This is a genomic window from Oscillochloris sp. ZM17-4, from assembly GCF_019599295.1.
In the GTDB taxonomy this organism is placed as follows: Bacteria; Chloroflexota; Chloroflexia; order Chloroflexales; family Chloroflexaceae; genus Oscillochloris.
In genome coordinates, this window is sequence record NZ_JAIEWN010000010.1 from 64,952 (window position 1) to 75,205 (window position 10,254).

The 10,254-nt window shown below is 69.7% G+C and carries 12 protein-coding genes and 1 pseudogene; 6 read left to right on the forward strand and 7 right to left on the reverse strand.

Annotated features, from left to right (window positions below):
* Positions 1-574: 574 nt before the first annotated feature.
* Positions 575-1,483, forward strand: coding sequence for a DMT family transporter (locus K2Z83_RS10135; RefSeq protein WP_255603704.1), 909 nt, complete (start codon positions 575-577; stop codon positions 1,481-1,483).
* A 51-nt stretch (positions 1,484-1,534) separates the two neighbouring features.
* On the opposite strand, the gene pgi is transcribed toward K2Z83_RS10135, so the two are convergent.
* From pgi to K2Z83_RS10150, 3 genes are all read right to left on the reverse strand, one after another.
* Positions 1,535-3,157 (reverse strand): glucose-6-phosphate isomerase, encoded by a 1,623-nt coding sequence (gene pgi, locus K2Z83_RS10140; RefSeq protein WP_220595061.1) that lies wholly within the window; start codon positions 3,155-3,157, stop codon positions 1,535-1,537.
* A 102-nt stretch (positions 3,158-3,259) separates the two neighbouring features.
* Positions 3,260-3,418, reverse strand: coding sequence for a hypothetical protein (locus K2Z83_RS10145; protein WP_220595062.1), 159 nt, complete (start codon positions 3,416-3,418; stop codon positions 3,260-3,262).
* Positions 3,419-3,520: 102 nt separating this feature from the next.
* The gene (locus K2Z83_RS10150) at positions 3,521-4,042 is read right to left on the reverse strand and encodes a glycine/sarcosine/betaine reductase selenoprotein B family protein (protein ID WP_220595063.1); all 522 of its coding nucleotides are present in this window, start codon (positions 4,040-4,042) and stop codon (positions 3,521-3,523) included.
* A gap of 229 nt (positions 4,043-4,271) precedes the next feature.
* Here K2Z83_RS10150 and K2Z83_RS10155 point away from each other — a divergent pair, with 229 nt between their 5' ends.
* Positions 4,272-4,448: a hypothetical protein gene (locus K2Z83_RS10155; RefSeq protein ID WP_220595064.1), complete on the forward strand. Its 177-nt coding sequence runs from the start codon at positions 4,272-4,274 to the stop codon at positions 4,446-4,448.
* Entirely contained in the window at positions 4,397-5,101 is a 705-nt protein-coding gene (locus K2Z83_RS10160; RefSeq protein WP_220595065.1) for an aminoglycoside phosphotransferase family protein, read from the forward strand. Before K2Z83_RS10155 ends, K2Z83_RS10160 begins: the two co-directional genes overlap by 52 nt.
* Before the next feature lie 27 nt (positions 5,102-5,128).
* Here the strand turns inward: K2Z83_RS10160 and K2Z83_RS10165 are convergent, their stop codons facing one another.
* Together K2Z83_RS10165 and K2Z83_RS10170 are read right to left on the reverse strand one after the other, a co-directional pair.
* Positions 5,129-5,836, reverse strand: coding sequence for a DUF6062 family protein (locus K2Z83_RS10165; RefSeq protein ID WP_220595066.1), 708 nt, complete (start codon positions 5,834-5,836; stop codon positions 5,129-5,131).
* 97 nt (positions 5,837-5,933) lie between these two features.
* Positions 5,934-7,004 carry an NAD(P)-binding domain-containing protein gene (locus tag K2Z83_RS10170; protein ID WP_255603705.1) on the reverse strand — a complete coding sequence of 357 codons (1,071 nt, stop codon included), beginning with the start codon at positions 7,002-7,004 and terminating at the stop codon, positions 5,934-5,936.
* 94 nt (positions 7,005-7,098) lie between these two features.
* On the opposite strand from K2Z83_RS10170, the gene K2Z83_RS10175 reads away from it, so the two are divergent.
* Positions 7,099-7,506 (forward strand): response regulator, encoded by a 408-nt coding sequence (locus K2Z83_RS10175; RefSeq protein WP_220595068.1) that lies wholly within the window; start codon positions 7,099-7,101, stop codon positions 7,504-7,506.
* Between the two features lie 221 nt (positions 7,507-7,727).
* Here the strand turns inward: K2Z83_RS10175 and K2Z83_RS10180 are convergent.
* Both K2Z83_RS10180 and K2Z83_RS10185 read right to left on the reverse strand, forming a co-directional pair.
* A pseudogene (locus K2Z83_RS10180) lies at positions 7,728-8,216 on the reverse strand (substrate-binding domain-containing protein); the annotation flags it as partial.
* Positions 8,217-8,495: 279 nt separating this feature from the next.
* A complete protein-coding gene (locus K2Z83_RS10185; RefSeq protein WP_220595070.1) occupies positions 8,496-9,236 on the reverse strand; it encodes a TIGR02206 family membrane protein in 741 nt (246 codons plus the stop codon).
* A 124-nt stretch (positions 9,237-9,360) separates the two neighbouring features.
* Between K2Z83_RS10185 and K2Z83_RS10190 the strand changes: the two genes are divergently transcribed.
* Positions 9,361-9,711: a CidA/LrgA family protein gene (locus K2Z83_RS10190; RefSeq protein ID WP_220595071.1), complete on the forward strand. Its 351-nt coding sequence runs from the start codon at positions 9,361-9,363 to the stop codon at positions 9,709-9,711.
* On the forward strand, positions 9,708-10,254 hold a 547-nt coding region (locus K2Z83_RS10195), incomplete at its 3' end, for an LrgB family protein (RefSeq protein ID WP_220595072.1). The genes K2Z83_RS10190 and K2Z83_RS10195, both read left to right, overlap by 4 nt.

The window sequence follows — 10,254 nt, forward strand, 5'->3', positions numbered from 1 at the left end:
GGGGACAGGGGAGAGGGGACAGGGGAGAGGGGACAGGGGACAGGGCGGGTGCTTCGTTTGTGCGCTCCCCCACCCGTAGCTAGAAGATCACCGGGGGTGACGAGCTTGTACGCCGCAGCATAGCCCTCCGGCGCTACAATATGCGGACAATCTGTGCCCATCAGCCACATGCTGCACTGATTATGCTGCGGCGCGGCTCCGCCGCGCCGCAGCATAATCAGTTTTTTTTGCAGTAGCGCATAAGTCACGCGGTGACCCGACCGCGCCCGGCCCGTAAACGGGCGGGCTAGGGTTTGCGAAGGCCGCCTGCGCGGCCTGTCTGAGGCCGCGCAGGCGGCCTTCGCAGAACCGTAGCCGGGGGCTTCAGCCCCCCGGCGGGCGATGCGCCACCGCGTGACTTCTGCGGTATTGCAGTTTTTTCGTGGGAGAGCTTCGCTCTCCCACACCCTCACCGTGCGCAGTGTTGTTGCTGGCAACAAATATGCGGACAATCACAGTGTAAGTCGCGGTGGAGCGCGCTAGCAAAGCTGGCGCACTCCATCGCGACCGTATGATTATATAAGGAGCAGGAGCGATGGCCGTAGCGGAGATGATCGCGCCGGCGGGCGACAGGCGCGCGGGGATGGGCATGATCGCGGGGGCGGCCCTGATCTGGGGCACGATCGGCGTTGCGGTGAGCCTTCTCTACCGGCTGGCCCCGGCCGACCCGCTGGGGGTGGGGTTCCTGCGCCTGCTGATCGCGGCGCCGGCGCTGCTCGTGCTGGGCCGGGCCATGGTCGGCCCTAGCTTCCTGCGGGTGCGCCGGGGCGACCTGTGGGTGATCGCGCTGATGGGGCTGGCCTTCGCGGCCTACCAGGTCTGCTACTTCGCGGCCATCCCGCGCCTGGGCGTGGCGGCGGCGGTGATGATCAACATCTGCAGCGCGCCGATCCTCACGGCGCTGCTGTCGCGTATCTTCCTCGGCGAGCGCCTGGGCCGGGCGGCGCTGCTGGCCCTCGGCGGCGCGGTGACGGGCACGGCGCTGCTGGTGGGCGGCGCGCCGCAGTCGGGCGACCTGGCGAGCACGCTGGCGGGCGCGGCTCTGGCCCTGGGCGCCGGCCTCGCCTACAGCATTGTGGCAATGACCGGGCGGGCGGTGGCGCCGCGCTACCACCCCATCCAGCCGATCGCCCTGGCCTTCAGCCTGGGCGCGCTGCTTCTGGCTCCCCTGGCCCTCTCCGGCGGCCTGGCCCTGGCCTACCCGCCGGCCGGCTGGGGCCTGCTGCTCTACCTGGGCCTGGTGCCCACCGCCGGGGCCTACCTGCTCTACCTGCGCGGCCTACGCAGCACATCGGCCACTGTCTCGACGACGCTCGCCCTGCTTGAGCCGCTCGGCTCGACCCTGCTGGCCGTGGCCTTCCTCGGCGAGCGCCTCGCCCCGCTCGGCCTGCTCGGCGCGGGGCTGCTGCTGGCGAGCATGGCGCTGCTGTACGCGAAGGCGTAAGGGCGCAGCAGCGCCGCGCTGCTGCGCCCTTACAGCGGTGATCTCACGGGGCTACTTCCTGGCGCGGTAGCGCCGGATTAGCGCGTTGGTCGAGCTGTCGTGGTGTAGCTCGGGCTCGCCCTCGGCGCGTAGCGCGGGCGCGATCCGGCCGGCCAGCACCTTGCCCAGCTCCACGCCCCACTGGTCAAACGAGTCGATATCCCAGATCACGCCCTGGGTGAAGACGCTGTGCTCGTAGAGCGCCACCAGGGCACCGAGCACCGCCGGGGTCAGCCTTTCGGCCAGGATGGTGCTGGTCGGGTGGTTGCCGGGGAAGGTGCGGTGGGGCACCAGCCAGGCCGGCGTGCCGTCCGACGCCACCTCATCGGCGGTCTTGCCGAAGGCCAGGGCCTCGCTCTGGGCGAACATGTTGGCGATCAGCAGGTCGTGGTGGTTGCCCAGCGGGTTCAGGCTCTTGCAGAAGCCAATCAGGTCGCAGGGGAAGAGCTTGGTGCCCTGGTGGATGAGCTGGTAGAAGGAGTGCTGGCCGTTGGTGCCTGGCTTGCCCCAGTAGATCGCCCCGGTCTGGTAGTCCACCTCGACGCCGCTCAGCGTCACCCGCTTGCCGTTGCTCTCCATGGTGAGCTGCTGGAGGTAGGCCGGGAACTGGTTGAGGTACTGGTCGTAGGGCAGGATGGCCACCGTGTCGGCGTCGAAGAAGCTGCTGTACCAGACGCTCAGCAGGCCCATGAGGGCGGGCAGGTTCTGGGCCAGGGGCGCGCTGCGAAAGTGCTCGTCCATCGCGTGGGCGCCGGCCAGCAGCTCGCCGAAGCCCTCTGGGCCGATGGCGATCATGGTCGAGAGGCCGATCGCCGAGAGCATCGAGTAGCGCCCGCCCACCCAGTCCCAGAAGCCAAACATGTTGGCGGTGTCGATGCCGAAGGCGGCGACGGCGTCGGCGTTGGTGGAGACGGCCACGAAGTGCTTGGCCACGGCGGCCTCGTCGCCGAGGGTTTCCACCAGCCAGTCCCGCGCGCTGCGGGCGTTGGTCATCGTCTCCAGGGTGGTGAAGGTCTTCGAGGCGACGATGAACAGCGTGCTGGCCGGGTTGAGGTCGCGCACGGCCTCGCTGAAGTCCGTGCCGTCCACATTCGAGACGAAGCGGAAGGTGATGTCGCGCTGGCTGTAGTGGCGCAGAGCCTGGTAGGCCATCATCGGGCCGAGGTCCGATCCGCCGATGCCGATATTGACCACGGCGCTGATCCGCTTGCCGGTGTGGCCCGTCCACTCGCCGGAGCGCACGCGCGCGCTGAAGCTGGCCATGCTGTCGAGCACGGCGTGGACATCCGGCACGACGTTGTGGCCGTCCACCAGGATGCTCGCATCGCGCGGGGCGCGCAGGGCGGTGTGCAGCACGGCGCGGCCCTCGGTGATGTTGATCTTCTCGCCGCTGAACATGGCCTCGGCGCGCCCCCGCAGGTCGCAGGCCTCGGCCAGCCCCACCAGCAGGCCGAGCGTCTCATCGGTGACGCGGTGCTTCGAGTAGTCGAGGAACAGGCCGGCGGCCTCGGCGGTGAGCCGCTCGCCCCGGCTGGGGTCGGCGGCGAACAGCTCGCGCAGGTGGGTCTGGCCGAGCTTGGCGTAATGATCTTCCAGCGCCCGCCACTCGGGCCGGGCCGTGAGGTTGGTGGACATAAGACACTTCTCCCGATGATCATAGAGTTTGTGGAGATTGCCAGCGAAGCTGGAAACCTCCACAAACTATACACCAGGTTGTAAGGCGGCAGCGCTACAGATTCACTCCATGCTCTCGGCGAGCTGCACCGGCTCGACCGGCGCGGACTGGGCCAGCAGGGCCAGGGTTGCATCCAGCACGCGCCGCTGCTGGGCGGCGTCGCCAGGGCGGCCGAGGGTCGCGCCGCGACCCAGGCGGGTGAAAGTCGCGCGGGGCGGCATGGTCGGGCGGGTGAAGCCGGCGTTCCAGCTGGTGAGGGTGGTGGCGATGCCGGCGAGCTCAAGAGCGCGGGCGACCAGTCCGACGGACTGGGAGCAGAGTGGTCAGCTGGGCACCAGCAGGGCGGCGCGCGCCCCCTCGGCCCTGGCCGCATCCAGGATGGCCGGGATGAGCTCGTCCAGCACGCGGGTGAGATCGGGCTGGTATCCCATGAAGCTGATGACATTGGGCGCCAGCTCGCCGATCACCCCCTCGGCGACCAGATCCTCCAGGTGGCGCAGGGGCATGAGCACCTGCGGGTCGGCGTCCACGGCGGCGTGGTCGTAGTGGTCGTGGGCGTAGGCGATCGTGTTGAGCGGGGTGGAGCCGGGGAAGGCGCGGATGCGGTAGTCGCCCAGGGCGTTCTCGGCGTCGAAGGGCTCCTGGCTGGCCGGCAGGTAGCCGCCGGCCGAGGAGATGAGCAGCAGCCGGCTCGCGCTCAGATCGACCGCCGGGCCATCCGGGGCGAGCGTATTCTTCGCCCGGTTGTAGATCTTCCAGTTGAAGCTGCCGGCTGCCTGATACTCGGCCAGCCATCCCGCGCGGAAGGTGGCCTCCCACTGGTCGCGGTTCTCAAGGATGTCCAATCGCTCCTCCTTCTTCCAAACAGCCTGGCGGCGCTATGGTACACGCCGGCGCGGATCGGCGCAACTGGCGGCGCGGAGCGCCGAATGTTGAATGTTGAAGGTTGAATGTTGAATACCCTGGCGCGACATTCAGCATTCAGCATTCAGCATTCAACATTCAACATTCATCACTGCGCCCGCTATAATAGTGCGCCTGTGTGAGTCGAACGTTGCAGCGAGAAGAGGGCTCATGCGCAGCATATCAAAGACCGAGGTCGGCCCGGAGCTCGCCCGCGCGATCGTCGAGCGCTGCCTGGGCCAGCCGATCGTCGGCCTGACCCCGCTCACCGGCGGGATGTTCAACGCCGCCCGCGCGTGCTGGCCTACGACGACAGCCACACGCTGCTGCCCAGCGACTACTACCTGATGGAGTTTGTGCCGGGCCGTCCGCTCGACCAGCTGCGCGGCGCGATGTCAGAGGATGCCCAGGCCCGCATCGACCGCCAGGTCGGCGCGCTGCTGGCCGAGCTGAACGCCGTCGCGGGCGACGCCTTCGGCACCCTGGCCGCCCCCGCCGCGCCCGGCGCCGGCTGGCGCGAGGTGTTCACCGCTCTGCTGGAGGGTGCCCTGTCCGACGGCGAGGCGGTCGGCGCGACGTTGCCCCTGCCCTACCCGCAGATCCGCGCGCTGATCGCTGCCGCCGCCCCCGCCCTCGACGCGGTGCGCGCGCCGCGCCTCGTCCACTGGGATCTCTGGGATGGCAACATCTTTGTGGACGAGGCGACCGGCGCGCTGACCGGGATCATCGACTTCGAGCGGGCGCTCTGGGGCGACCCGCTGATGGAGTTCCAGTTTCGCCGCCTGACAACCCGGGCGGCCTTCAGCGCCGGCTACGGCCCGGACGCCCTGGCCACGCCCGAGGGGCGCATCCGCCGCCACCTCTACGACCTCTACCTCGGCGCGATCCTGATCATCGAGTGCGACTACCGCCAGTACCCCACCCGCGACCAGGCCGCCTGGGCCGCCGAGCAGCTCGGGCCAACCCTGGCGGCGCTGCGCGCTCCTCACCCGCCGCTATGATTGCGCGCCGAAGGCGCGCAATCATAGTTACACCTCATCGTGCGCCAGGCCGAGCAGCGGGTGGCCGGAGATCAGCAGCGAGGCCCGCGACCAGGAGGTGGCCTCGGCGCCGATCTCCTCGTGGGCGAACTGGTGGTCGCACTTGCGGATGAACTCATCGAGCTCGCCGGCCAGGCGGCCCCAGACGCCCAGCTGGGCCGCCTTGAGCTGGCCAAAGGCGGCCGGGCCGCAGCGGCCGAGGGCGGCGCGCAGGTGCGGCAGGCACAGCCCGGCCGAGGCGTCGAAGGACTGGCGCAGCTCCGCGTCGGCGATGCGGGCGGCCAGGGTGCCCAGGTAGACCTCCTCGGTCTTGCGGCGCTGGGCGCAGGCCGGGCAGCCGGCCTGGGGCGCCAGAGCGCCGCCGCCGCGGGGCTGGCCGCCCATAAGCCGGCCGAGTAGCCCGCCTCCCGACCCGCCGCCGGACGACTCCAGGGCGCCCATCGCCGCGCCCACAATATCGCGGTGGATGATCGCCGTGCCCAGGGCGCTGCGCACCTCGCGCAGCATCAGGCCGTGCGGCGCGCAGAACCCCCGCGCCGCCCGCAGCTCGGCGCGGATAGCGATATTGTTCACCGCCTCGTAGGCCAGCCCCTCCATATAGCGGCGCAGCCCGCGCAGGGCCAGCCCACAGATCGCGCAGCCCTCCCCGGCCAGCGCGTCGCGCAGCTCGTAGTAGACGGTGTGGTTGGTGCTCACCGGGGGGCCTTTCAGGGAACAGCGGATGTTCCTTTATTATCTTTAGATTGACATTGCCAGCGTAGCTGGCAATGTCAATCTAAAGATTATGAAGAATTCAGTTCGCCTGGATCTGCTCGAAGGGCAGCTCGTAGTTCCGCCCGGCCGCGTTGCCGAGGGCCTCCGGCCAGCGCCCGGTGATCGCCTGGGCGATCTTGCCGGCGTGCTCGTGGCAGTTCTCGATGAACAGCCTGTAGCGCTGCTGGACGCCGGCCGCCGCCGTGCCGGCCACAAACAGGCCGGGCACATTCGTCTCCATCGTCGCCGGGTCGAAGGCCGGCGCCCGGTTGTCGCCGCGCAGCTCCACCCCGGCCATCTCCAGCAGGCGCTGGTCGCCCCGAAAGCCCGTGTTTAGGAGCACAAAGTCGGTCTCGTGGCGGATGAGCGGGCCATCGCCGTCGGCGGGGGCCAGGACGACGTGGCCGGGCGCGATCTCCACCGGCACCGTGGCGGGAAGGAAGCGGATCGTGCCGGCCTCGATCTGGGCCAGCAGGTCGGGCAGGATCCAGTGCTTCACCCGGCCCGCGTCGAACTGCGGCCGGCGGTAGCTGATCGTCACCTCAGCGCCGGCCCGCCAGCAGCGCAGGGCCGCCTCGGCCGCCGAGTTCTTCCCGCCGACGATCAGCAGCCGGCGGCGGAAGTAGTCGTGGGGGTCGCGGAAGTAGTGTGAGACGTGGGGCAGATCCTCGCCGGGGATGTTGAGGCGGTGCGGGTACTCCATATCGCCGATCGCCAGCACCACCCGGCGGGCCAGGTATCGCCGCTCGTCGGCGAGGGGCCGCGTCGTCAGCGCGAAGCCCTCGCCCGCCGGCGCGATCTCGGCCACCGGCTCGTAGGTGTGCAGGGGCAGGTCGAACTGCTCGACCACGGCGCGCAGGTAGGCCAGGTACTCCTCGCCGGTGATGCGCTGCTGGTGATTGTTCGGGATGGGCACCCCGGCGATGGCGAGCCGCTCGGTGGTGCTGAAGAAGCTCGTGTTGCGCGGCCACCATGTCAGGGTGTAGCCGATCTGGCGGGCGTCGAAGTGGATGTAGCGCACCCCCGTGCGCCGCAGGCACACCGCTAGCTCCAGCCCGATCGGCCCCGCGCCGATGATCGCGACCTCGTACGTGTCCTCGTTGTGGCTCATCTGCATCCCTCTCATCTCGTCGGCTGCGCGCAATGTAATGGCCCTATGGTACCCTGATCTGGGAGATACGATGCTATTACAACAGGGTAGATCTATGCTTCACACATACCAGCCCTCGGGCGAGGGCGTCGCGCCCGATTCGGGCGGCAGGGTGATGATAATTGATGATGAGGAGTCGGTGCGCGCCGTGCTGGTGCGGATGGTCGCCCGCCTCGGCTTCAGCGTATGCGAGGCCGACGATGGCCCCGCCGGCCTGGCCGCCCTCGGCGAGGCGGAGGGTGATCTGGTCGCGCTGCTCGTCGATATGACGATGCCGCACATGAGCGGCGTCGACGTGGCGCGGGCCGCCCTGGCGATGCGCCCCGGCCTGCCGGTGGTGCTGATGAGCGGGCACCCGAGCGAGTCGCTGGTGCGCGACCATGGCCTCGCCGGCCAGGTGCGCTTCTTGCAGAAGCCATTCACCTACACCATGGTGCGCGACCTTCTGTGCCGTGGTGCGTAGGGGCGCGGCGCGGACGCAGGATGCGGACTTAGGACGCGCCGATGTGGCGAGGGGCGGGCGACATTGTCGCCCGCCCCTACGTTGCGTCCCTACGCTGCGTCCCTACGCCGACCGGCGGGTCGGGCGGATATCGCGGCGGGGCGGCTGCTCGTCGCGCCGGCCGTTGGGCGATCCGCCGGCGCGGGGGGCGCTGGAGTGCGCGCCGGGGCGGTCGTCGCGGCCTGGGCCTGCTGCGCGCCGACGGCCAGGCTGTCGAAGGTCACGTAGTAGTCGACGGCGTCAGTCTCACGGATGAGCCGGTCGTAGGAGATCACCTTCACGCCGGCGGCGCGGGCGGCGGCGGCGGAGGCCGCGGCGGCGGTGCCGTCCACCGGGCAGATGATCAGGACCTTAATGCCCTTGGTGAGCAGGGTCTCGACGTTGGCCTTCTCCTTGGCCGAGTCCTTCTCGCTGAAGAGGATCTCGACCTGGTAGCCGGCCTTATCGAGGGCCTCCTTGAAGCGGGCCTCGTCCTGGGTCCAGCGGGTCTCGTCCTTGGTCGGCAGCACGATGCCGACGGCCAGGGCGGTGGCAGGGGCGGCAGGGGCGGCAGTGGGGGAGTCGGCAGCGGGGGCAGAGGTGGGGGCGGCGGCGGGTGTCCCACCGCAAGCGGCGAGAACGAACGTGGCAACCAGTGCCAGCAGCATCAGTACGGCGCCTTTGGACCGCATGGGTGTGTCCTCCTAGACAGTTGAATCATTCTTCAGTGAATCGTACCGGTTATGGACGAGCTTGATCTGGGCGCACCTCCTCTCCCGCAAATGCGGAGTACACGTACTATGGCGCTACCTGCCATTTCAGGATGTGGTGGGATATAGCCCAAGTATACGAATCAGGTGCCCACTCCAACAACCCCCGCCCCCCCCATCCTGTTGAGCGGCTTCCCCCAGCCGGGCTAGGGGGAATCCCCTATCGGCGGGGGAACGAGGCGCTGCGCCGGGCAGCAGCGCCTAGCCGTGATCCGCAGGGCGCAGCCGGTCCCAGGCCGCGTAGGGCAGGTAGACCAGCACGAAGGCCGCCGCCGCGATCAGCTCCAGCGACATGATGTACCATGGCCACGGCCCGAGCGCGTCGATCAGAGTCGGGTACTCGGGCCTGCGGGCGATAAACATATAGTTCCCCCCGGTCAGCCAGTTCGCCAGGCCGACGACGGCCAGCAGCAGGTTCGTGGCCACGAAGGCCCGCGGCAGCGAGCGCCATGTGGGCCGGAAGCCCCACGCCGCCGAGGCGAAGGCCACGGCCAGGTAGATGCTGCCGTGCGAGGTGAAGAAGATCCAGTAGCGGACGTGCGGGAAGCTGTAGCCGGCGGCCTGGAGGTCGGGCGTGATCAGGGCCTGGGTGGCCCCGGCGAGGCACCAGAAGTAGAGCACCTCGTAGATCTGCGCGCTGCGCGTGGCCAGCATCAGCGCCGAGACCGGCACCGAGAGCGTGCAGAGCTGCAGCGGCAGCGAGTAGGCGGGCGACCAGACGCCGTTCGCCAGCTGCCACGCGTCCCAGCCGAGCCAGTTGGCCACGCAGAAGGCCGCCAGCCCCCAGCGCAGGGCCGCGCGCCGGCGCGGGGGCAGGCGGGCCGCGGCCAGGGCGACGGTGAGCGCGGCGAGGATCACGGCGGCCGCGCCGAGCAGGTGCTGGGCCGAGAAGAGCACGAAGGGCGGGCCGAGCGGGTCCAGCCCGAAGTACGGGGAGAGCATCGTCGGCACCTTTCGGTGAGGGTGTGGGTGCGGCTACGCCGCACGACAGTATAGCGTATGGCTGGATGTGGGAGGCAAAGCCTCCCACATCCAGCCATACGCTAGAGAGACAGGAAGTAGTGATATGGTCAACGCGCTCTTAGCCCTGCTGGCGTTCCAGCTGGTGGGCGAGGTGCTGGTGCGGGCCGTGGGCGCGCCCGTGCCCGGCCCGGTGGTCGGGATGCTGCTGCTGTTCATCGCCATGCGCGCGCGGGGCCGCGTGCCCGAGCCGCTCCAGCGGGCCTCGCAGGGCCTGCTGGGCAATCTCTCGCTGCTGTTCGTGCCCGCCGGCGTCGGCGTCATCGTCCATCTCCAGCTCCTCGCCGCCGACTGGTGGCGCCTGCTGATCGCGATCGTCGCCAGCACCCTGATCACGCTGCTCGTCACCGCCCTGGTGATGCAGGGCATGATCCGGCTAGGCAGGGGGCCGCAATGAGCGATCAGATCGTCTCGATCTGGGTGTACCTGGCCCAGACCCCGCTGCTCTGGCTGACGGCGACGATCGCGACCTACCAGGTGGCGGTGGCGCTGGCCCGGCGGCTGGGCGCGCCGCCGCTGCTGAACCCGGTGCTGCTCTCGATCGTGGCCCTGGTGATCATCCTGAGCGTCACCGGCACGCCCTACGCGACCTACTTCGCCGGGGCGCAGTTCGTCCACTTCCTGCTGGGGCCGGCCACGGTGGCCCTGGCCATCCCGCTCTACCAGGCCGAGCGCAAGCTGCGCCAGGTGCTGCTGCCGGGACTGGCGGCCCTGGTGGTCGGCTCGGCCACCGGCATCGCCTCGGCCGTGCTGATCGGCCGGGCCGTCGGCCTCTCCGACCAGGCCCTGCGCTCGCTGGCCCCCAAGTCGATCACCACCCCGATCGCCATGGGCATCGCCGAGGCGATCGGCGGGCTGCCCTCGCTCACCGCCGTGCTGGTCATCCTCACCGGCATGGTCGGCGCGGCGCTGGCGAGCCAGGCCCTGGACCTGGCCCGCG